The 19,725-nt window shown below is 66.8% G+C and carries 21 protein-coding genes; 8 read left to right on the forward strand and 13 right to left on the reverse strand.

The window, feature by feature from the left end; translation table 11 throughout:
• Window positions 1-105: 105 nt before the first annotated feature.
• The 3 genes from J3A72_RS22765 to folB all read right to left on the reverse strand — a co-directional run bounded on the left by J3A72_RS22765 (window position 106) and on the right by folB (window position 4,125).
• Window positions 106-2,280, reverse strand: coding sequence for a glycoside hydrolase family 3 N-terminal domain-containing protein (locus tag J3A72_RS22765; protein WP_075076870.1), 2,175 nt, complete (start codon window positions 2,278-2,280; stop codon window positions 106-108).
• 128 nt (window positions 2,281-2,408) lie between these two features.
• The gene (locus J3A72_RS22770) at window positions 2,409-3,680 is read right to left on the reverse strand and encodes a mechanosensitive ion channel domain-containing protein (protein WP_075076871.1); all 1,272 of its coding nucleotides are present in this window, start codon (window positions 3,678-3,680) and stop codon (window positions 2,409-2,411) included.
• 91 nt (window positions 3,681-3,771) lie between these two features.
• Entirely contained in the window at window positions 3,772-4,125 is a 354-nt protein-coding gene (gene folB / locus J3A72_RS22775; RefSeq protein ID WP_005407807.1) for a dihydroneopterin aldolase, read from the reverse strand.
• 357 nt (window positions 4,126-4,482) lie between these two features.
• On the opposite strand from folB, the gene J3A72_RS22780 reads away from it, so the two are divergent.
• Window positions 4,483-5,148, forward strand: a complete 666-nt coding sequence (locus J3A72_RS22780; protein WP_075076872.1) for a hypothetical protein — start codon at window positions 4,483-4,485, stop codon at window positions 5,146-5,148.
• 33 nt (window positions 5,149-5,181) lie between these two features.
• On the opposite strand, the gene tsaD is transcribed toward J3A72_RS22780, so the two are convergent.
• Window positions 5,182-6,207 carry a tRNA (adenosine(37)-N6)-threonylcarbamoyltransferase complex transferase subunit TsaD gene (tsaD, locus tag J3A72_RS22785; RefSeq protein ID WP_032957776.1) on the reverse strand — a complete coding sequence of 342 codons (1,026 nt, stop codon included), beginning with the start codon at window positions 6,205-6,207 and terminating at the stop codon, window positions 5,182-5,184.
• A gap of 166 nt (window positions 6,208-6,373) precedes the next feature.
• On the opposite strand from tsaD, the gene rpsU reads away from it, so the two are divergent.
• From rpsU to J3A72_RS22815, 6 genes are all read left to right on the forward strand, one after another.
• Window positions 6,374-6,589: a 30S ribosomal protein S21 gene (gene rpsU / locus J3A72_RS22790; RefSeq protein ID WP_002808376.1), complete on the forward strand. Its 216-nt coding sequence runs from the start codon at window positions 6,374-6,376 to the stop codon at window positions 6,587-6,589.
• A 133-nt stretch (window positions 6,590-6,722) separates the two neighbouring features.
• Window positions 6,723-7,166: a GatB/YqeY domain-containing protein gene (locus J3A72_RS22795; protein WP_014645703.1), complete on the forward strand. Its 444-nt coding sequence runs from the start codon at window positions 6,723-6,725 to the stop codon at window positions 7,164-7,166.
• Window positions 7,167-7,271: 105 nt separating this feature from the next.
• Window positions 7,272-8,192, forward strand: coding sequence for a YihY/virulence factor BrkB family protein (locus J3A72_RS22800; protein ID WP_032957774.1), 921 nt, complete (start codon window positions 7,272-7,274; stop codon window positions 8,190-8,192).
• A gap of 61 nt (window positions 8,193-8,253) precedes the next feature.
• Window positions 8,254-9,993: a DNA primase gene (gene dnaG / locus J3A72_RS22805; RefSeq protein WP_032957772.1), complete on the forward strand. Its 1,740-nt coding sequence runs from the start codon at window positions 8,254-8,256 to the stop codon at window positions 9,991-9,993.
• Between the two features lie 27 nt (window positions 9,994-10,020).
• Window positions 10,021-10,521, forward strand: a complete 501-nt coding sequence (locus J3A72_RS22810) for a sulfur transferase domain-containing protein (RefSeq protein ID WP_069118091.1) — start codon at window positions 10,021-10,023, stop codon at window positions 10,519-10,521.
• Window positions 10,522-10,549: 28 nt separating this feature from the next.
• Window positions 10,550-11,521, forward strand: coding sequence for a bile acid:sodium symporter family protein (locus J3A72_RS22815; protein WP_032957769.1), 972 nt, complete (start codon window positions 10,550-10,552; stop codon window positions 11,519-11,521).
• A 145-nt stretch (window positions 11,522-11,666) separates the two neighbouring features.
• Here the strand turns inward: J3A72_RS22815 and cyoE are convergent, their stop codons facing one another.
• The 4 genes from cyoE to J3A72_RS22835 all read right to left on the reverse strand — a co-directional run bounded on the left by cyoE (window position 11,667) and on the right by J3A72_RS22835 (window position 15,120).
• A complete protein-coding gene (gene cyoE, locus J3A72_RS22820) occupies window positions 11,667-12,560 on the reverse strand; it encodes a heme o synthase (protein WP_061480359.1) in 894 nt (297 codons plus the stop codon).
• A 4-nt stretch (window positions 12,561-12,564) separates the two neighbouring features.
• The gene (locus tag J3A72_RS22825; RefSeq protein WP_041863006.1) at window positions 12,565-13,728 is read right to left on the reverse strand and encodes a COX15/CtaA family protein; all 1,164 of its coding nucleotides are present in this window, start codon (window positions 13,726-13,728) and stop codon (window positions 12,565-12,567) included.
• Between the two features lie 10 nt (window positions 13,729-13,738).
• Window positions 13,739-14,308: a hypothetical protein gene (locus tag J3A72_RS22830; protein ID WP_046428212.1), complete on the reverse strand. Its 570-nt coding sequence runs from the start codon at window positions 14,306-14,308 to the stop codon at window positions 13,739-13,741.
• Between the two features lie 95 nt (window positions 14,309-14,403).
• On the reverse strand, window positions 14,404-15,120 hold the full coding sequence (locus J3A72_RS22835; protein ID WP_014645694.1) for an SURF1 family protein: 717 nt from the start codon (window positions 15,118-15,120) through the stop codon (window positions 14,404-14,406).
• A gap of 57 nt (window positions 15,121-15,177) precedes the next feature.
• Between J3A72_RS22835 and J3A72_RS22840 the strand changes: the two genes are divergently transcribed.
• A complete protein-coding gene (locus J3A72_RS22840; RefSeq protein WP_005412025.1) occupies window positions 15,178-15,396 on the forward strand; it encodes a twin transmembrane helix small protein in 219 nt (72 codons plus the stop codon).
• A 20-nt stretch (window positions 15,397-15,416) separates the two neighbouring features.
• Here the strand turns inward: J3A72_RS22840 and J3A72_RS22845 are convergent, their stop codons facing one another.
• From J3A72_RS22845 to coxB, 5 genes are read right to left on the reverse strand one after another with little or no spacing between them, the layout of a single operon-like run.
• Window positions 15,417-16,292, reverse strand: coding sequence for a cytochrome c oxidase subunit 3 (locus J3A72_RS22845; protein WP_005407793.1), 876 nt, complete (start codon window positions 16,290-16,292; stop codon window positions 15,417-15,419).
• A 13-nt stretch (window positions 16,293-16,305) separates the two neighbouring features.
• Window positions 16,306-16,896: a cytochrome c oxidase assembly protein gene (locus tag J3A72_RS22850; protein ID WP_075076873.1), complete on the reverse strand. Its 591-nt coding sequence runs from the start codon at window positions 16,894-16,896 to the stop codon at window positions 16,306-16,308.
• Window positions 16,893-17,093, reverse strand: a complete 201-nt coding sequence (locus J3A72_RS22855; protein WP_049408388.1) for a hypothetical protein — start codon at window positions 17,091-17,093, stop codon at window positions 16,893-16,895. The genes J3A72_RS22850 and J3A72_RS22855 overlap by 4 nt, the downstream gene beginning before the upstream one ends.
• Window positions 17,094-17,101: 8 nt before the next feature.
• A complete protein-coding gene (ctaD, locus tag J3A72_RS22860) occupies window positions 17,102-18,709 on the reverse strand; it encodes a cytochrome c oxidase subunit I (protein ID WP_004153896.1) in 1,608 nt (535 codons plus the stop codon).
• A gap of 59 nt (window positions 18,710-18,768) precedes the next feature.
• On the reverse strand, window positions 18,769-19,722 hold the full coding sequence (gene coxB / locus J3A72_RS22865) for a cytochrome c oxidase subunit II (protein ID WP_046428202.1): 954 nt from the start codon (window positions 19,720-19,722) through the stop codon (window positions 18,769-18,771).
• Between the last annotated feature and the right edge of the window lie 3 nt (window positions 19,723-19,725).

Consider the following 19,725-nt stretch of genomic DNA (forward strand, 5'->3'; position numbering starts at 1 on the left):
GCCCGATGGTAGCGCCGCCACAGTGAGGACCACAAAAAAGGGGACGGAGGGGATTAAGTCGTTTGTGCACAAACGACTTAATCCCCTCCGTCCCCTTTTTTTCGATCAGGCCTTCAGCAGCTCGAACTGCACCGCTTCGCCGGCGGCCGACGAGGCACAGACCCACAGGTCGAACTGGCCCGGCTCGGCACGCAGCACGCCGTCGCGGCCGGTGAAGGCCAGTTGCTCGCGGGTCAAGGTGAACACCACTTCGGTCGACTCGCCCGGCTGCAGCACCACCTTGCGGAAGTCCTTCAGTTCACGCACCGGACGCACGCGGCTGGCCACGCGATCGTGGATGTATAGCTGCACCACTTCCTCGCCCGCCACGCGGCCGGTGTTGGTCAGCACGGTGGTGATGGTCAGGGTGTCGTCCCAGCCGAGCTGTGCCGTGCTCAGCTGCGGCACGCCGTAGGCGAAGGTGGTGTAGCCGATGCCATGGCCGAACGGGTACAGCGGTTCATTGGGAATCTCGCGCCAGCGCGCCTTGAACTCCGACATGGTCGGCAGTTCCGGGCGGCCGGTGCGCGGGTGGTTGTAGAAGTACGGCTGCTGGCCGGACACCTGCGGGAAGCTGACCGGCAGGCGGCCGGACGGGCTGTAGTCGCCGAACAGTACATCGGCCACGGCATGGCCGGTCTGCGTGCCCAGGTACCAGGTCACCGCCACGGCCTGCGCATTGCGCACTGCGCCCTGCAATGCCAGCGCGCGGCCATTGCGCAGCAGCACCACCAGCGGCTTGCCGGTCATCGCCACGGCCTCGGCCAGCGCCTGCTGTGCCGGCGGCAGGGTGATCTCCACGCGCGACTGTGCTTCGCCGCTGTAGCGCTGCGGTTCGCCCAGCGCCAGCACCACCACGTCGGCACGCAGTGCGGCAGCCACAGCGGCTTCCGTGCCGCCCGGAATCGCGGCTTCCAGTTCGCAGCCCGGCACGATTTCCAGCAGCGCTTCGTCGCCGATGGCGGCACGCACGCCGGTTTCCAGGTCCACGTAACGCTGCTTGTCGCCGAACAGCGTCCAGCAGCCTTCGATGTTCTCGCGGTCCTGCACGAACGGGCCGATCAGCGCGATCTTCTGCCCGGTCTTCTGCAGCGGCAGCACGTTGTCACGGTTGTTCAGCAGCACGATCGAACGCCGCGCGGCATCGCGCGACAGTTCGTCATGCGCGGCAATGTGCGAGGTATCCGCTTCGCGCGCCGGGTCCAGCGAACGGTACGGGTCGTCGAACAGGCCGATGGTCTCCTTCAGCCACAGGATGCGGCGCACGCCCTCATCCAGCACCGCCATCGGCACCTCGCCGCTCTCGACCAGGCCGGGCAGGTGTTCGGCATAGAAGCCGCTCTGCATGCTCAGGTCCAAGCCGGCGGTGAACGCCTTGGCCGTGGCATCGCGGTCATCGGCGGCATAGCCGTGCGCGACCAGTTCCATGTCGGCGGTATAGTCGGAGATCACCACGCCCGGGAACTTCCATTCGCCGCGCAGGATGTCGGTCAGCAGTTCGGCATTGGCGCTGGCCGGCACGCCATTGATGTCATTGAACGAGGACATCACGGTGATCGCGCCGGCCTCGAAGGCGGCCTTGAACGGCGGCAGGTGCACGTCGCGCAGGGTCTGCGGCGAGATGTCCACCATGTTGTATTCCATGCCGGCCATCACCGCGCCGTAGGCGGCGAAGTGCTTGGGCGTGGCCAGCAGCGAATCGGCCGCACGCAGGTCGCTGCCCTGGAAGCCACGCACGCGGGCGGCGGCGAACGCACAGCCCAGCACCACATCCTCGCCGGCACCTTCGGCGCCACGGCCCCAGCGCTGGTCGCGGGCGATGTCCACGGCCGGCGCATAGGTCCAGTGCAGGCCCGCGGCGGTGGCTTCGATCGCAGTGGCGCGCGCGGTGCGCTCGGCCAGGTCCGGCTCGAAGCTGGCGGCCTCGCCCAGCGGAATCGGGAACACGGTGCGCATGCCGTGGATGACGTCGGCCGCCAGGATCACCGGGATACCCAGGCGGCTCTCCTCGGTGGCGACCTGCTGGATGCGGCGGCCCAGTTCGGCGCCCACACCATTGAACAGCGAGCCGACCTTGCCCTCGCGCACCTGCTGCAGCACCTGGTCGGCATTGCGCACGTTGGCTTCCGGGTTCACGTCCGGGGCGAACGGGCGGACCATGTCCGCGAAGACACCCAGCTGGCCGACCTTTTCCTCGACGGTCATCTGGGCAATGAGGGATTCGATGCGATCGGAGGCCACCGGCAGTCCTTGATGAAAACGTTTACAAGCCCGGCATTCTAGCGATCCCGAGCCGTTTGGCGAGAGGTTTCTTCATTCAGTTTCAGCCACCAGCGGGGTCCGTATGGCCCCGCCGGGGGCACCGCAGCTTACTCCGAGCCGGCCAACTGGCGCTGCCCGGCCATCAACATGGCGTCACTGGAGGCCTGGAATACCCGCAGGCCGAAGGCCGGCAGGATCGCCAGCAGGTGGTCGAAGATGTCCGACTGCACCGCCTCATACTCGGCCCAGGCAGTGCTGCGGGTGAAGCAGTAGAGCTCCAGCGGCAGGCCCTCGGTGGTCGGCTGCAGCTGCCGTACCAGCAGGGTCATGTCGGTATGGATGCCCGGGTGGCTGCGCAGGTAGCGCTCCACATAGGCCCGGAACGTACCCAGGTTGGTCACGCGGCGGCTGTTGACCTCGGCCACGCCCTGCTCGCGCAGGCGCCCGTTCCACTGCCCCAGTTCCTGTTCCTTGTCGCGCAGGTAGTCGCGCAGCAGCGCGAACTCGCCGAGGAAGGCCAGGTCACCCTCGTCCAGGAAGCCGACGCTGTGCTGGTCCAGGTACAGCGCGCGCTTGATCCGGCGCCCGCCGGCCTCCTGCATGCCGCGCCAGTTCTTGAACGACTCGGTCACCAGCTTCTTGGTGGGGATGGTGGTGATGGTCTTGTCGAAGTTCTGCACGGTGATGGTGTGCAGCGCGATGTCGATGACGTCGCCGTCGGCGTTCTGGCTGGGCATCTCGATCCAGTCGCCGATGCGCACGCGGCCATCGCCACTGATCTGCACGCTGGCCACCAGCGACAGGATGGTGTCCTGGAAGATCAGCATCAGCACCGCCGTGGCCGCGCCCAGGCCGGTGACCAGATAGCGCAGGTCGACGCCCGCCAGGGTAGCGACGATCGACAGGCCGGCGATCACGAAGAGGACGATCTTGGCGACCTGCAGGTAGCCCTTGATCGGCTTGTTGCGTGCCTCGGGGCGGCGCTCGTACAGATCGTTGGCCGCATCCAGCGCATGCGAGATGGCCAGCACCACGGTCAGGATCGCCCACGCCTGGCAGGCGCCGATGATGAAGCTGACCAGGCCCGGCGGCAGGTCCGGCACGATGCGGATGCCCGAGGCGATCACCTGGCTGGGCACCACGTTCGACAGGCGCGAGATCACCCGCATCAGGTGGCTGCCGCGGCCAGTGTCAGCGCCCGGAAGGCGGCTCAGCAGCCGCCGCAGCCCGCGCAGCAGGATGCGCTTGGTCACCCAGTTGGCCAGGCCAGCGGCGATCAGCAGCGCCGAGATCATCAACGCCAGGTAGGCGCCGGGATAGGGTTCCAGTGTGTTCTGCAGCCGTTCCAGCAACTGTACCGCCACCACCGCGTCCACCATCAGTTGTCTCCTGTCTGTTTCGTTGTTGCCAAGGTTGCCAGCCAGCGGCCGGCACTACCGGGGTTGTCGGCCAGCGGCCGGCACGACCGGGTCAGTCCCGCGTGCGTTCGATGATCACGCCCACCGCGCGCGCGCCGCGCACTGCGCCCGGCTTGCTCAGCTTCAGGCGCAGCCACTTCACGTCGAATTCGTCCAGCACGATCTGCGCGCAGCGCTCGGCCAGGGTCTCGACCAGGCCGAACTCCGACTCGCGCACGAACTGTTCCAGGCGCTTGCTCACCGCCTTGTAGTTCAGGGTGTGGGCGATGTCATCGGTGGCAGCGGGGCGACGGTTGTCGAAACCCATTTCCAGGTCGAACACCAGGTCCTGGCGGATCCGTCGTTCCCAATCGTAGATACCGATCAGGGCGTCGATCGTCAGCCCCTCGATGAAAACCTTGTCCATTGCGCTTACCGGCACGAATACAGGCGGCCATGGTAACGGCACGGCGGTGAGCCTGCCCGGAACGGGCGGTGGGCCACCGGCGTGGGGCGGCCCGGAAAAAACAAAGGGCCCTGCTAGCGGGGCCCTTTGGTACTACCGTTTGTCCCCGGGGGGAGCTGAAATCCAGCCGCGAGTCCCGGTGGCGCAGGCACGCAGATTAGGCAAGGACCAGATCGCCGGTCAAGGCCAAATCCGACAGGACAGGTCAGGTATTCGTCCGAGGCAAAACGCAGAAAATCAGCCGCGCGGACAAGGACGTTCCCTGATGGTCGCCGCCGCCCACTCTCGCGAACATCGATTCCTCCTTCACCACCGCACATGACGATGGCTCCATACGATGTACTGCGGCGCGCGTTGTCAGCGGAGCGTCTGTCTACTTACGAGAGAATCGCATCGACCTGCAGCCCCGACGTCACAGCCGAATCCCTGTACCTGTGGAACATGCGGATGTGCAGTGCACTGATGATGCCGGTCCATCTGTGCGAAGTGGTCACCCGCAACGCCGCTGCAGCTGTGCTCGCCAGGCAGCATGGCCCGCGTTGGCCTTGGAATAATGCCTTCCGACGGAGGCTGCCAACCTCATCCAGTACTTCTCCGCGCACGGTACTGGAACAACTTGCCAGCCGCGTATCCGATACACCTGGGATCGTCGCCAACCTGCCGATGGTGTTCTGGCAGCAGCTCTTTACCTGTCGCTTCGACTCCACACTTTGGATACCCGCACTCAGCAGGGTTCTGCAGCATGCTCCCTCTGCTCATCCCAGTGCCGTCAGGAAAGCCATCCATGCGGATATCGGACGCATCCGCCACCTGCGCAACCGCATCGCCCACCACGAGCCGGTCCTGGAACGTGACCTCGGCGCCGACCTGGCCGCGATCGGGCGGCTGATCCATGCCCGCTGCCCACATACGCTGGGCTGGCTGCAGCGCCATGAGCGGGCGACAACCGTGCTGGCGGCGTCGCCGTTGGCAGTGCATCGGTGATGCGTCCGCCGGGCATGGCCCGGCGCCACCGGCTCAGACCGCCGGCAGGGTCGCCATGTCCCAGCGCGGTGTCACATCCACCTTCGGCGGGCTGTGCTGGCCGGCCTGCAGGCGCAGCGCGCCGGCGAAGGCGATCATCGCCCCGTTGTCGGTGCACAGTGCCGGCCGCGGGAAGCAGGCACGGCCGCCGAGGCGCTCGGCCATCTGCTGCAGGCGGGCGCGCAGGCGCGTGTTGGCGCCGACGCCGCCGGCCACCACGATCACGTTGGTCCCGGCCGCTTCCAGTGCGCGCTCGCACTTGATCGACAGGGTCTCGACCACCGCGTCCTCAAAGCCCCGGGCAATGTCGGCGCGGGTCTGCTCGCTCTGGTCACTGTCGCGCCAGGCCATCAGGACCTGGGTCTTCAGGCCGGAGAAGCTGAAATCCAGCCCAGGGCGGTCGGTCATCGGCCGCGCGAAGCGGTACGCGCCCGGCGTGCCCTGCTCGGCCAGCCTGGCCAGCTGCGGGCCGCCCGGGTACGGCAGGCCCATCAGCTTGGCGGTCTTGTCGAAGGCCTCGCCGGCCGCGTCGTCCAGGGTCTCGCCCAGCAGGCGGTACTGGCCGATCGCATCCACCGCCACCAGCTGGGTGTGGCCACCGGACACCAGCAGCGCCACGAACGGCGCTTCCGGCGGGTCGTCTTCCATCAGCGGGGCCAGCAGGTGGCCTTCCATATGGTGTACGCCCACGGCCGGCACCTCCAGCGCCCAGGCCAACGAACGCGCCACGCCCGCGCCCACCAGCAGCGCGCCGACCAGGCCGGGACCGGCGGTGTAGGCCACGCCATCGATATCGCCCACGCCCAGGCCGGCGTCGGCCAGGGTCTGGCGTACCAGTGGCAGCAGCTTGCGGACATGGTCGCGGCTGGCCAGCTCGGGCACCACACCACCGTATTCGGCGTGCAGGGCGATCTGGCTGTAGACCGCATGGGCGCGCAGGGCCGCGCTGCCGGCCAAGTCGGTGTCATACACCGCCACGCCGGTCTCATCACAGGAAGATTCGATGCCAAGGACTCGCATGCCTGCTATTATGACGCCCCTGCCGCCCCCTCGGGGGACGTGCAGATCTCACTGCTTTCGAACCCCCGGCCCGTATTCAGGGTTGGCCGCTTGCAGTTTGTCGTTTCGCCGCTATAATGTGCGGCTCGCCGGGCGTGACCCGGTTCTACTGTGTCCCGGAGATTCCATGCCCAGCGTCAAAGTCCGCGAGAACGAGCCCTTCGAGTTTGCTCTTCGCCGCTTCAAGCGCACTTGCGAAAAGGCCGGTGTGCTGGCCGAAACCCGCAAGCGCGAGTTCTACGAAAAGCCGACCCAGGAGCGCAAGCGCAAGGCCGCCGCTGCTGTGAAGCGTCAGCTGCGCCGCTCGTCGCGCGACGTCACCAAGCGTCAGCGCCTGTACTGATCGGACGCATCTTCATTGCGGCGGGCCTGCCTGTCGCGATGGAGCCGAAGCCGGCACGCGCGAGCGTCGCCGGCTTTTTGCGTTTCCGGGTTCGGGCATCCGCCCCGCCCCACCTACCACCACGAGGTTCCTCATGAGCATGAAGCAGCAGCTCACCGAAGACATGAAGGCCGCCATGAAGGCGGGCGAGAAGCACAAGCTGGGCGTGATCCGCCTGATCAACGCTGCCATCAAGCAGCGCGAAGTGGACGAGCGCATCGAGCTGGACGACACCGCCGTGATCGCCGTGCTCGACAAGATGGTCAAGCAGCGCAAGGACTCGGTCAGCCAGTACGAAGCCGCCAACCGCGAAGACCTGGCCGAGATCGAGCGCGCCGAGATCGTGGTCATCGAAGCCTACCTGCCGGCCAAGATGGGCGAGGCCGAGATCGTGGCCGCCATCCAGGCCGCCATCGCCGAGACCGGTGCCGCCGGCCCGGCCGACATGGGCAAGCTGATGGGCGCGCTGAAGCCCAAGCTCGCCGGCCAGGCCGACATGGGCCTGGTCTCCAAGCTGGTCAAGCAGCTGCTGGCGTAATCCAGCACCTGGGGTCGGATCCCTTCCGCAGCGCGGAAGGGCTCTGACCCCATTGATGCACCCGCTTCACCGCACCTTCGTCGGTCGCCTGCTACAACCGCACACATGGTTGAACCCGAGCCCAACGTTCCCGTGTCCCTGCACAAGTACCTCAAGCGCCTGCAGGACAGCTTTCCGATGGCGGTGGCCAAGCGCTTCATCGACGTCGACGTGCTGACCCAGGCAGCTTCCGTCTCCTTCTACGCCCTGCTGTCGATGGCACCGTTGCTGGTGCTGCTGCTGTGGCTGACCGCCTCGCTGTACCCACCGGCCCAGCAGGCGCTGATCGACCAGATCAGCTCGGTGGCCGGCAGCAGCGCGGCTACCGTGGCCGAAACCGTTCTGAAGAACGCCGACAACCAGCCGGATGTCGGCTCGCTGGCGGGTGTGTGGAGCACGCTGCTGCTGTTCGTCGGCGCCACCGCCGTGTTCGCCCAGCTGCAGAACGCACTGAACCTGATCTTCCGCACCAGCGGCGAGCGCCTGGAAGGCCTCAAGGCCTGGCTGCGCAAGCGCGTGTTCTCGTTCGGCGTGGTGCTGGCCCTGGGCTTCCTGCTGATCCTGTCGATGACGGCCACCACGGTACTGCAGGTGGCCTTCGCCCAGCTGCCCTCGATCCTGCCCGCGCTGGGGTATGTCACGAGCCTGCTGCTTTACGCAGTCGGCTTCGCCTTCATGTACCACTACCTGCCCGACCGCCGCGTGGCCTGGCGCCAGGCCTTCATCGGCGGCGTCATCACCTCGGCACTGTTCGCACTGGGCCGCTACGGCATCGGCGTCTACATCGCCACCGTGGCCCCCGGCAGTGCCTACGGCTCGATGGGTGCGCTGGTGATCTCGCTGGTCTGGATCTACTACGCCACCGTCGTGTTCTTCGTTGGCGCACTGATGACGGCGGTGATCGATGAGCGCCTGCGCGCGCGTCATCACCTGGCCGCAGCCGGCATTGATCCGGCAACCGCCAGCCAGGTGCCCGACAGGGGGTAAACTAGGCCGACCGCCCCCGGTTCCGTCGCGTGGTCCTGCACCGCGCCCTGCCCTGTTGCCCATGGCCCGTATCCCCGACGCTTTCATCGACGACCTGCTCGCCCGCACCGACATCGTCGAGGTGGTGGGCAGCCGCGTGCCGTTGAAGCGCCAGGGCAAGGAGTACGCCGCCCGCTGCCCGTTCCATGACGAGCGCTCGGCGTCGTTCACGGTCTCGCCCACCAAGCAGTTCTATCACTGCTTCGGCTGTGGCGCGCACGGCACCGCGATCAGCTTCCTGATGAACTACGACCGCCTCGAGTTCCTCGACGCGGTGGATGAACTGGCCAAGCGCGCCGGCATGGAAGTGCCGCGCAACGAGAATCCGCGCAGCCCGCAGCAGCAGGACGACAGCCGCGAGCTGTACTCGGCGCTGGACGCGGCGACCAAGTTCTTCCAGAAGAACCTGGAGGGCAGCGAGAAGGCCCGCAGCTACCTGGATGGCCGTGGCGTGGACGAAGAGAACCGCGCGCGCTTCCAGATCGGCTACGCGCCGGATGGTTACAGCGGCCTGCGCGACGCGCTGGGCAAGGACGAGCGGCGCATGAAGCTGCTCGACCGCGCCGGCCTGTTCTCCAAGAACGACCGCGGCCACGTCTACGACAAGTTCCGCGACCGGGTGATGTTCCCGATCTTCGACCGCCGTGGCCGGGTGATCGCCTTCGGCGGCCGCGTGTTCGAGAAGGACGACGGCCCCAAGTACCTCAACTCGCCCGAGACCGCGCTGTTCCACAAGGGCCGCGAACTGTACGGCCTGTGGCAGGTGCGCCAGGCCAACCAGAAGATCGAGCGGCTGATCGTGGTCGAGGGCTACATGGACGTGGTCTCGCTGTTCCAGTTCGGCGTCACCCAGGCGGTGGCAACGCTGGGTACCGCGACCACGCCGGACCATGCCGAGCTGCTGTTCCGCAACGCACCGGACGTGTTCTTCTGCTTCGACGGCGACGCCGCCGGCCGCCGCGCCGGCTGGAAGGCGCTGGAGTCGGTGCTGCCGCGCATGAAGGATGGCCGCCAGGCCTTCTTCCTGTTCCTGCCCGATGGCGAAGACCCGGACACCATCGTGCGCAAGGAAGGCGCCGAAGCGTTCAACGAGCGCCTGAAGCAGGCTACGCCGCTGTCGCAGTTCTTCTTCGATGAACTGACCCGCGAGATCAACCTGGGCACGCTCGATGGCAAGGCACGCCTGGCCGAACGCGCCAAGCCGATGCTGGCGCAGATTCCCGACGGCGCCTTTGGCGACCTGATGAAGCAGCAGCTGGCGCAGCTGACCGGCCTGGGCGGTACTGCCCAGGCCACGCGCGCGCCGATGCCGCAACGCCAGCCGCAGCGGACGATCCAGCCCGTGGCCAAGCGCAGCCTGGTGCGCGGCGCGATCGCCGTACTGCTGCAGCAGCCGTCGCTGGCGCTGACGCTGGGCGGCAAGCACCACTTCCAGGGCCTGCGCCTGCCCGGCGTGGAACTGCTGCTGGAGCTGCTGGGGCTGGTCGAACAGCGCCCGGACATCAGTACCGGCGCCCTGCTGGAACACTTCGACGGGCGCGAGGAACAGGCCTCGCTGCATACCCTGGCCGCACAGACGCTGCCCGGCACCGAGGCCAGCTGGACCCAGGAACTGCACGACGCAGTGGCACAGCTGGAGAAACAGCTGCTGGTGCAACGTCTGGAGGAGTTGTTGGCAAAGCAGCGCCAGCAGGGCCTGGACGATACTGACAAGTACGAACTGCGCGAGCTGCTGAAGGCGCGCGCCGGACTGCGCCTGTAGCGGCAGAACGTTTTCACGGAGAAGACCATGCTGCTGCGCCTGACCTGCCTGCTGTTGTTGTCGCTCTGCCTGTCACTGACGGCCCTGGCCGAAGACGCGCCCCTCAACGAAGTCCGCCCCGGCCTGTATGCCGGCGGCCAGCCCAGCGCCGCACAGCTGCAGGCCTTGGCTGCACAGGGCGTGCGCACTGTGATCGACCTGCGCCAGCCCGGCGAGGACCGGGGCTTCGATGAAACCCGCCTCGCCGAATCATTGGGCCTGCGCTACGTGCGCATTCCGGTGGCCGGCGCCGATGGCCTGGATACGGCCAACGTGCGCGCCGTGCACCTGGCCCTGCAGCAGAGCCAGGGGCCGGTGCTGCTGCACTGTGCGTCCGGCAACCGCGCCGGCGCCGTGCTCGGCCTGGTCAATGCACGGTACGAACATGCCAGCCCCGAACAGGCCCTTCAGCTGGGCCAGCGTGCTGGCCTGAAGTCGCTGGAAGCCGCCACCCGCCAACGCCTGGCAACGCCGGTCACCTCGCCCTGAACCCTCCGCACCAAGGACCCTGCCCACCATGACCCGCTGGTGGTCGCGCCTGCGACCGGACAACTTCACCCTCGCCCTGCTGTGCACCGTCGGCCTGGCCTCGCTGCTGCCGATGAAGGGCGCCGCCGCCATCGTCCTCGACGATGTCACCACCGTCGCCATCGCCGCGCTGTTCTTCCTGCATGGCGCGCGCCTGCCGCGCGAGTCGATCATCGGCGGCATGCTGCACTGGCGGCTGCACCTGACCATCCTGGCCTGCACCTTCATCCTGTTCCCGCTGCTGGGGCTGATGTTCAAGCCGCTGTCGGGCTGGCTGCTGACCCCCGAGCTGTACCTGGGCGTGCTGTTCCTGTGCACCCTGCCCTCCACCGTGCAGTCGTCCATCGCGTTCACTTCGATGGCGCATGGCAACGTGCCCGCAGCGGTGTGCAGCGCCTCGCTGTCGAGCATCCTCGGCGTGTTCCTGACCCCGCTGCTGCTGACCGCGCTGGCCGGCACCTCGGGCGGCATCCATGATCCGCTGCATGCGATCGGCGGCATCATGCTGCAGCTGCTGGTGCCGTTCGTGGCCGGCCACCTGCTGCGGCCGTGGATTGCCGGCTGGGTGGAACGCCAGCGCGCGCTGCTGCGCTACACCGACCAGGCCACCATCCTGCTGGTGGTGTACTCGGCGTTCGGCGAAGCCGTCACCGAAGGCCTGTGGAGCAAGACCCCGCTGCTGTCGCTGCTGGCTGTGGCCATCGTGGCCGCTGTGCTGCTGGGCATCGCCATGCCGCTGATCACCTTCATCGCCCGTCGCCTGCGCTTCAACCGCGAGGACGAGATCGCCATCGTGTTCTGCGGCTCGAAGAAGAGCCTGGCCACCGGCGTGCCGATCGCCAAGGTGCTGTTCGCCGGCGGCAGCCTGGGCGCCATCGTGCTGCCGGTGATGATCTACCACCAGATCCAGCTGATCGTCTGCGGCGTGATCGCGCAGCGGTATGCGCGGCGCAAGCCCTGACCTGATGGGGAAAACATCCACGCATGGCGTGGACCTACTTGAACACTCCACGCATGTCGTGGATCTGCTGTAGAGCCGAGCCCATGCTCGGCTGATGGTTGAACGGCGCCGGTAGATCCACGCCATGCGTGGATGCATCAGCCCCTCACAACCAGGGCAGGATCCAGTGGTCCACCAGCAGGAAGGCAAACAGCGCCATCAGGTAGACGATGGAGTAATAGAACATCTTCATCGAGAACAGCTCGTCCGGCGGGTTCAGCATGCGCCAGGCGTACCAGAGGAACACGGCGTTGAGCACGATCGCGCCGCCCAGGTAGAACGCACCGCTCATGCCCACCAGGTACGGCAGCAGGCACACCAGCGCCAGCACCACCGAATACACCATGATCTGCTTGCGGGTATGCACCACGCCGTGGGTCACCGGCAGCATCGGGATCTCCGCCTTCGCGTAGTCCTCGCGGCGGAAGATCGCCAGCGCCCAGAAGTGCGGCGGGGTCCAGATGAAGATGATCAGCACCAGCAGCGACGAGTACGCCCAGTCCGACGAACCCTGCATGCCGGTCACCGCGGCCCAGCCCAGCATCGGCGGCATCGCGCCGGCCAGGCCACCGATGACGATGTTCTGCGAGGTCGCACGCTTGAGGTACACGGTGTAGATCACCGCGTAGCCGATCAGCGAGGCGAAGGTCAGCACCGCGGTGATCAGGTTCACCCACAGCACCAGAATGGTCATCGACAGCACGATCAGCACGCCGGCGAACACCAGCACCTGCCACGGCTTGACCTTGCCCACCACCAGCGGGCGCCACGAGGTGCGCGCCATCTGCGCATCGATGTGCGCGTCCAGCAGCTGGTTGATGGCGGCCGCGGCCGAGGCCGCCAGCCAGATGCCGAGGAAGCCGAGCAGGCCGGCGCGCACCTGCTCCCAGCTCGGCACGCCGGGGATGGCCAGGACCATGCCGACCAGGGCGGTGAAGACGATCAGGGCGACGACCTTGGGCTTGGTCAGGTCCCAGTACTGGCGGTAATTGGAAAACATGGAATCAGTCCGGGGCACGCAGGCGGGCCAGCAGGCTGACCAGTACGAACAACAGGGCAACGGCCACGCCGTTGTGGGCCACGGCCACTTCCAGCGGCAGCGCCAGCTTCACGTTGAGGATGCCGAGGGTGACCTGCAGCACCAGCAGCGCGATCAGCGCGCTGGCCCAGCCACGCATGCTCGGCAACCGGAACAGGCGCACGCCCAGCCACAGCAGGTAGACGGCCACCACCACCGCGAACAGGCGATGCGCCATCTGGATGGCGATGCGCGAAGCACCATCCAGCACGCCGCCTTCGTAATCCACGCCGATGCCGCGCCACAGGGTGAAGCCTTCGACGAAGTTGTGCTGCGGCCACCACTGGTTGGCGCAGCGCGGGAAGTTGTCCAGCGAGGCGCTGCCACCGCCGCAGGCGAGTGCGGCGTAGTTGGCGCTGACCCAACCACCCAGCGCGATCTGGGTAACCAGCACCGCCACGCCGATGCGCATCAGCCACTTCAGCTTCGGCGCTTCGGCCAGGGTGATCGGCATGTGCGTCGCGCGCCAGGCCATCCACACCAGCAGGCCGAACATCAGCATGCCACCCAGCAGATGGCCCATCACCACGATGGGTTTGAGCAGCAGGGTCACCGTCCACATGCCCAGCAGGGCCTGGAAGATCACCACCGCCAAGGTCAGCAGCGCCGCACGTGCGAGATCGATGTTGCTCCAGCGCAGCGCGGCGATCAGCAGGATCGCCTCGCCGGTCAAGGCCAGGGCACTGGCGGTGCCGTGCCAGCCCATCATGTACAGCGGTATGCCGGCGGCCACCAGCACGCAGGCGGTCACCACCGCCGTGCTTCCGAATCGTCGCTTGCGCGTGGCCAGCAGCGCCAGGGTCAGGATCTCGATGCCCAGCGCGCCGGCCAGGAAGCGATGCACCTGTTCTCGCCAGGCCTTGTGGGTCTCCAGCGGGCGGATCTCCGCCGCCGGGTGGCCGATGGTCTCTTCCACGTGCTGCGGCCAGGTGGCCTGGCCATAGCAGGTCGGCCAGTCCGGGCAGCTCAGGCCGGCATCGGACAGGCGCACGAAGGCGCCGAACATGATCGTGCTCGCGGTCATGATCATGGCGAACCACGCCAGGCGGTGGAAATTGCGGTGCAGCGCCGGACGCGCGGAAAGGCTCATCAAACGGGACTCACTTCAGTTTCAGCAACGTGGCCATGTCCTTGCGCAGGCCACCGAGGTCGGAACCCGGGGCATGGCGCATGATCACGAAGCCGTTCGGATCGATCACGTAGACCGGCAGTCCCGCCGGATCATCGACGCCCGGCAACGCCGCGCGCAGGGCTGGCGACGGAGCCAGCGGCCGCAGCGCGGGCAGCGAGGCGATCGACGCCGGTGGCGTACCCAGCCACAGGATCTCGACATTATCGGCGTTATGGCCGAACAGCTGCCACACCTTGCCCAGTCCCTGCGACAAAGTGACGCACTGCGCGTCGCAGGCACCGGCCGGCGCCACCAGCAGGCGCCAGGTACGGGCCTCGGGGTTCCAGGGGTAGGACTGGCCGCTGGCCAGGGTCGGCGCCTGCTGGCGCAGGTCCACCGGCGGCTTCAGCAGCTGGCCGGCATTGCGGTGCCCGGTCGGCTGCCAGCCGGAGAAGCGCAGCACGGCGGCCAGTGCCATCGCCCCGAAGAACACGGCAAACAGCAGCACCAGGGTCCGGCGGCCGGAACCGCGCGCCTGCGGGGACGTAGCAGTGTTCATGCGGGGCATTTTCTCATGGTTGGGTAGGGGATGCCGGTAGTGCCGGCCGCTGGCCGGCATCCAGGATTGCGGGGGTTGCCGGCCAGCGGCCGGCACTACCGGGTAATCACGCGCCTCCGCCGCCGCTCCAGCACCACGGCCACCACCAGCACGGTCAGGGCCAGCCCGAACCACTGCACGGCGTAGCCCAGGTGGCGCTGAGGCGGCAGCGTGTTCGGCAGCAGGTCCAGATCGCGCTCGTCGCCAAAGGGCAGCGCCGGGTCCAGCCTCAGCACGCGGTCGGGTAGCGCCTGCAGCCCCAGCGCGCGCGCCAGCCCGTCGTCCGGCAACCGGCTGGCCAGCCAGCGCCCGGCCTCACCGGTAGCAGAGAACGCCGGGCCCAGTAGCAGTCCCGCCGATGGTGGCGGCGCGAGCAGCCCGCGCACGGCCACCGGCGAAGGCGGCGACGGCACCTCCGGAAGCGTGCGATCCGGCGGCAGCGCACGCCAACCGAGGTCGACCAGCAGCACGCTGCCGTCGTCACTGCGGAAGGGGCGATAGATCTTCACGCCGGCGCGGCCATGCCGGATCTGGTTGTCCAGCAGTACCACGCCGGGCAGGAAGCGACCGTGGTCGGCCACGCCGTGCAACGCGCCGGGCGCCGCCAGGGCCTCCGACAGCGGCAACGCCTGTGCCACGGCTGGACCCTGTGCATCCAACATTGCCTGTTTGGCATGCATGCGCTGCAGCTGCCACAGCCCCAATGCGGTGAATCCGGCCATCGCCAGCACGGCCAGCAACCATCCGAACACGCGCGTGTGCTGGCGCATCATGACAAGTCCGCGCAAACGCGGTCAGATAGGCACATCCACCCTGCCCTCGAGCCGCGCATGAGTGATTCGCTGAAGACCCTGCTGGTAATCGCGTTTCTGATCGTCATCGTCTGGAATCTGGGCGCCGGCCTGTACTACCTGCTGGTCGACCGCGGCCAGACCAAGCGCACGGTCAATGCACTGACGCGCCGCATCGCGGTGTCGGTCGCGTTGATCCTGCTGGTGATCGTGAGCATCTACATGGGCTGGATCAAACCACACGGCATCGGCGGCTGAGACCACCGATGCGCGCCTGATCAAAGCACGTAGACGAACAGGAACAGCATCAGCCACACCACGTCGACGAAGTGCCAGTACCACGCGGCGGCTTCGAAACCGAAATGGTTGTCGCGGGTGAAGTGTCCCTTGGCCGAACGCAGCCACATCACGATCAGCATGATCGTGCCCAGCAGCACGTGCGCGCCGTGGAAGCCGGTCAACATGAAGAACGTCGACCCGTAGATGCCGGAGCCGAGCGTCAGGTTCAGTTCCTTGTAGGCATGGATGTACTCCTCTGCCTGCAGGGTCAGGAAGCCCAGGCCGAGCACCACGGTCAGGCCCAGCCAGATCAGCAGCTGGCGGCGGTTGCCGGCCTTCAGTGCGTGGTGGGCGATGGTCAGGGTCACGCCGGAGGTCAACAGGATCAGCGTATTGATCAGTGGCAGGCCCCAGGCCGGGATGGTCTGGAACGCGCCACCGATCGCCGCCGGGCCATTGGTCGGCCATCCGGCGGAATAGCCCTGCCAGAGCAGCTCGTTGGTCATGACCCCACGGCCTTCGCCACTGAGCCACGACAGGCCCAGGTTGCGGGTGTAGAACAGCGCGCCGAAGAACGCGCCGAAGAACATCACCTCGGAGAAGATGAACCAGATCATCCCCATCCGGAATGATCCGTCGACCTGGTGGTTGTAGTTGCCGGCCTGCGATTCGCGCACCACGTCGCTGAACCACCAGAACAGGGTCAGCACCAGCATCGCGATGCCGATGTAGAACGTCCAGCGTCCCCAGCTGGCATCGTTGAGCCAGCTGGCCACGCCCACCATGGTCACCATCATGGCGATGGAACCCACGAACGGCCATTTGCTCTGGGCCGGGACGAAGTACACGTTGGCGTCGGTCGGTGTCTGGGCCATGTCGGTATCCGGGTCAGGGTGCGGCGTGCGCGCCGTCCGAGGTGGCGGCCGGAGCCAGCCGATCAGACAGCGCGTCGTTGCGGTAGAAGGTGTAGGACAAGGTGATCGTCTTGATCTCCGGCGGCAGGTCCGGATCGACGATGAAGCGCACCGGCATGTCGCGCTTCTCGCCGGCCTGCAGCGTCTGCGCGGTGAAACAGAAGCACTCGGTCTTGCTGAAGAAGCCCGACGCACGCGCCGGTGCCACCGAAGGCACCGCGCTGCCGACCACGGCAGCTGCGCTGTCGTTGCGGGCGAAGTACAGCGCCTCGTTGAGCTCGCCGGGCACCACGTCCATGGTCAGCTGCTCAGGATGGAACGACCACGGCAGTCGCGAATTGACGCCGCCATCGAACTCCACCCGCACGGTGCGCTTGCCGGCCGCGGCACCTGCGCTGGCTTCGCCACCCGGACCGCGTTCCAGGCGCACGCCGAACACCTTCTCGCAGGCAATGCGGTACAGCGGCACCAGCGAGAACGTCAGCAGGAACACCGCCACCGCCACGCCGATCAGGCGCGGCAGCCCGGCACTGCGTGACGGTGTGCTGGCCGGTGCCCCGCTCATCGCCCGATCACCCCGCTGAGGATGAAGCCGACGTAGACCAGCACAGCGATGGCGCCGACCCACATCGCGGTGCGCTTCGCACGCTGGCGCTGCTGCTCGATGCTTCCGCCCTGGTAGAGCCGACCGCTGGTCGGCTGCTTCTCATCCGCCGAGCATGGCTCGGCTCTACAGGTCTGCAGCGGGCTCTCGTTATGCATGCCCCACCTCAATGCGTGATGTCGTCATGCGCCAGATCCCCCGGACGGATGGTCGGCGGGGTGGTGAAGGTGTGCGCCGGTGCCGGCGACGGCAGCGTCCATTCCAGGCCGCGTGCACCCTCCCAGGAACGCGCTTCGGCCTTCTCGCCGTTGCGCAGCGAGGACAGCAGGATCGCGGCCATCATGAACGGGGTGACGAACATGCCGAACGCACCGATCGAGCTGATCAGGTTCCAGTCGGCAAACGCCACGCTGTAATCGGGAATGCGGCGCGGCATGCCGGCCAGGCCGAGGAAGTGCTGCGGGAAGAACAGCAGGTTGACGAACACGATCGACCACCAGAAGTGCACCTTGGCCCACTTCTCGCTGTACATGCGCCCGGTCCACTTCGGCCACCAGTAGTACACCGCGGCGATCAGCGCGAACACCGCACCGGTCACCAGCACGTAGTGGAAGTGCGCGACCACGAAGTAGGTGTCGTGGTACTGGAAGTCGGCGGCCACGATGGCCAGCATCAGGCCGGAGAAGCCACCGATGGTGAACAGGATGACGAAGGCCACCGACCACAGCATCGGTGCCTCGAACGTCAGCGAGCCACGCCACATGGTGCTGACCCAGTTGAACACCTTCACGCCGGTCGGGATCGAGATCAGCATGGTGGCGAACATGAAATAGATCTCGCCGCCCAGCGGCATGCCCACGGTGAACATGTGGTGGGCCCAGACGATGAACGACAGGAACGCGATCGCCGCGGTGGCGTACACCATCGCCTGGTAGCCGAACAGCGGCTTGCGGCTGAAGGTCGGGATGATCTCGCTGACCACGCCGAAGGCGGGCAGGATCATGATGTAGACCTCGGGGTGCCCGAAGAACCAGAAGATGTGCTGGTACATCACCGGGTCACCGCCACCGGCGGCGTTGAAGAAGCTGGTGCCGAAGAACTTGTCGGTCAGCAGCATGGTCACCGCACCGGCCAGCACCGGCATCACCGCGATCAGCAGGAACGCGGTGATCAGCCAGGCCCAGCAGAAGATCGGCATTTTCAGCAGGTCGATGCCCGGCGCACGCATGTTCAGCACGGTGGCGATGATGTTGATCGCACCCATGATCGAACTGATGCCGGCCACGTGGATAGCGAACACGCTGAAGGCCACGTTGTAGCCGCCCTGCAGCGACAGCGGCGGATACAGCGTCCAGCCACCAGCCGGCGCACCACCGGGCAGGAACAGGGTCAGCAGCAGCAGGCTGAAGGCCACCGGCAGCAACCAGAACGACCAGTTGTTCATGCGCGGCAGCGCCATGTCCGGCGCGCCGATCTGCAGCGGGATCATCCAGTTGGCGAGGCCGACGAAGGCCGGCATCACGCCACCGAAGATCATCACCAGCGCATGCACGGTGGTCATCTGGTTGAAGAACTCGGGCTTGACGAACTGCAGGCCGGGCTGTGCCAGCTCGGCGCGGATCACCACGCTCATCGCCGCACCGATGATGAACATGATGAAGCTGAAACCCAGGTACAGCGTGCCGATGTCCTTGTGGTTGGTCGAGAAGAACCAACGCTCGAAGAAACTCTGCTGGTGATGGTGATCGTCGTGCCCAACTGCCGAGTGCGCCATTGCAAAACACCTCTCAGAATCGGTTGTCACCACGGCCGCGGGCGGCCGCGGGCTTTACATCACGCGCCGCTGGCTGCAGTGGCAGGTGCGCTGGCCGCTTCTGCAGCAGCAGGCGCAGCCGGCGCCTCGCCCGCCGGTGCAGCCGGTTCGGCAGGTGCCGCAGGCGTGGCCGGCGCGGCAGCCGGCGCCGGCTTGCGCTGCGCCAGCCACTGTTTGAATTCCTCCTTGGACACCGCCTCGACCACGATCGGCATGAAGCCGTGGTCCTTGCCGCACAGCTCGGCGCACTGGCCGCGGTACACGCCAGGCTGCTCGATGCTGGTCCAGGCTTCGTTGATGAAGCCGGGAATGGCATCCTGCTTCCAGCCCAGCGCCGGCACCCACCAGGCGTGGATCACGTCGTCGGAGGTGATGACGAAGCGCACCTTGGTGTCGACCGGCAGCACCAGCCGGTTGTCGACATCCAGCAGGTAGTGCGGATGGCTTTCACGGGTCGGCACGATGCCACTTTGCCGCACGCGGTCGGACTCGCGGTCCAGGCGGCTGGTGAAGGTGACGTTCTCGCCGAGGTATTCGTACTTCCACATCCACTGGTAGCCGGTGACCTTGACCGTCATCTCGGCATCGCGGGTGTCGTACATCTTGATCAGGTTGGCCGTGGCCGGCCACGCCATCACGATCAGGATGATCACCGGGATCACCGTCCAGATGATCTCGGCCTTGGTGTTGTGGCTGAAGGTGGCGGCGACTGCCCCCTTGGATTTGCGGAACTTGAAGATGGCGTAGGCCATCGCGCCGAACACGATGACGCCGATCACCGTGCAGATGATCAACGAGAGATTGTTCGATTCCCAGGCCAGGCGCGAGGTCTGGGTCACCCCCTTGCCCATGTTCAGCTGCCACGGCTTGGGATCGGCCGCCTGGGCCCAGGCCAACGCCGGCATCAGTCCCCCGGCCACCATGGCGGTGACCACTGCAACGCACTTCGTGCCCCACCTGCTGCTTTGCTTCATTGC

The organism is Stenotrophomonas sp. PvP093 (assembly GCF_017876915.1).
Taxonomy (GTDB): Bacteria; Pseudomonadota; Gammaproteobacteria; order Xanthomonadales; family Xanthomonadaceae; genus Stenotrophomonas; species Stenotrophomonas muris.

Bases quoted from the DNA above. Each gene is read 5' to 3' on its own strand.
- J3A72_RS22770 (WP_075076871.1), bottom strand. From the start codon at position 3,680: ATGGTGGACGCGGTGGTGGCGGTACAGTTGCTGGAACGGCTGCAGAAC.
- folB (WP_005407807.1), bottom strand. From the start codon at position 4,125: ATGGACAAGGTTTTCATCGAGGGGCTGACGATCGACGCCCTGATCGGT.
- J3A72_RS22780 (WP_075076872.1), top strand. From the start codon at position 4,483: ATGACGATGGCTCCATACGATGTACTGCGGCGCGCGTTGTCAGCGGAG.
- tsaD (WP_032957776.1), bottom strand. From the start codon at position 6,207: ATGCGAGTCCTTGGCATCGAATCTTCCTGTGATGAGACCGGCGTGGCG.
- rpsU (WP_002808376.1), top strand. From the start codon at position 6,374: ATGCCCAGCGTCAAAGTCCGCGAGAACGAGCCCTTCGAGTTTGCTCTT.
- J3A72_RS22795 (WP_014645703.1), top strand. From the start codon at position 6,723: ATGAGCATGAAGCAGCAGCTCACCGAAGACATGAAGGCCGCCATGAAG.
- J3A72_RS22800 (WP_032957774.1), top strand. From the start codon at position 7,272: ATGGTTGAACCCGAGCCCAACGTTCCCGTGTCCCTGCACAAGTACCTC.
- dnaG (WP_032957772.1), top strand. From the start codon at position 8,254: ATGGCCCGTATCCCCGACGCTTTCATCGACGACCTGCTCGCCCGCACC.
- J3A72_RS22810 (WP_069118091.1), top strand. From the start codon at position 10,021: ATGCTGCTGCGCCTGACCTGCCTGCTGTTGTTGTCGCTCTGCCTGTCA.
- J3A72_RS22815 (WP_032957769.1), top strand. From the start codon at position 10,550: ATGACCCGCTGGTGGTCGCGCCTGCGACCGGACAACTTCACCCTCGCC.
- cyoE (WP_061480359.1), bottom strand. From the start codon at position 12,560: ATGTTTTCCAATTACCGCCAGTACTGGGACCTGACCAAGCCCAAGGTC.
- J3A72_RS22825 (WP_041863006.1), bottom strand. From the start codon at position 13,728: ATGAGCCTTTCCGCGCGTCCGGCGCTGCACCGCAATTTCCACCGCCTG.
- J3A72_RS22830 (WP_046428212.1), bottom strand. From the start codon at position 14,308: ATGAACACTGCTACGTCCCCGCAGGCGCGCGGTTCCGGCCGCCGGACC.
- J3A72_RS22835 (WP_014645694.1), bottom strand. From the start codon at position 15,120: ATGATGCGCCAGCACACGCGCGTGTTCGGATGGTTGCTGGCCGTGCTG.
- J3A72_RS22840 (WP_005412025.1), top strand. From the start codon at position 15,178: ATGAGTGATTCGCTGAAGACCCTGCTGGTAATCGCGTTTCTGATCGTC.
- J3A72_RS22845 (WP_005407793.1), bottom strand. From the start codon at position 16,292: ATGGCCCAGACACCGACCGACGCCAACGTGTACTTCGTCCCGGCCCAG.
- J3A72_RS22850 (WP_075076873.1), bottom strand. From the start codon at position 16,896: ATGAGCGGGGCACCGGCCAGCACACCGTCACGCAGTGCCGGGCTGCCG.
- J3A72_RS22855 (WP_049408388.1), bottom strand. From the start codon at position 17,093: ATGCATAACGAGAGCCCGCTGCAGACCTGTAGAGCCGAGCCATGCTCG.
- ctaD (WP_004153896.1), bottom strand. From the start codon at position 18,709: ATGGCGCACTCGGCAGTTGGGCACGACGATCACCATCACCAGCAGAGT.
- coxB (WP_046428202.1), bottom strand. From the start codon at position 19,722: ATGAAGCAAAGCAGCAGGTGGGGCACGAAGTGCGTTGCAGTGGTCACC.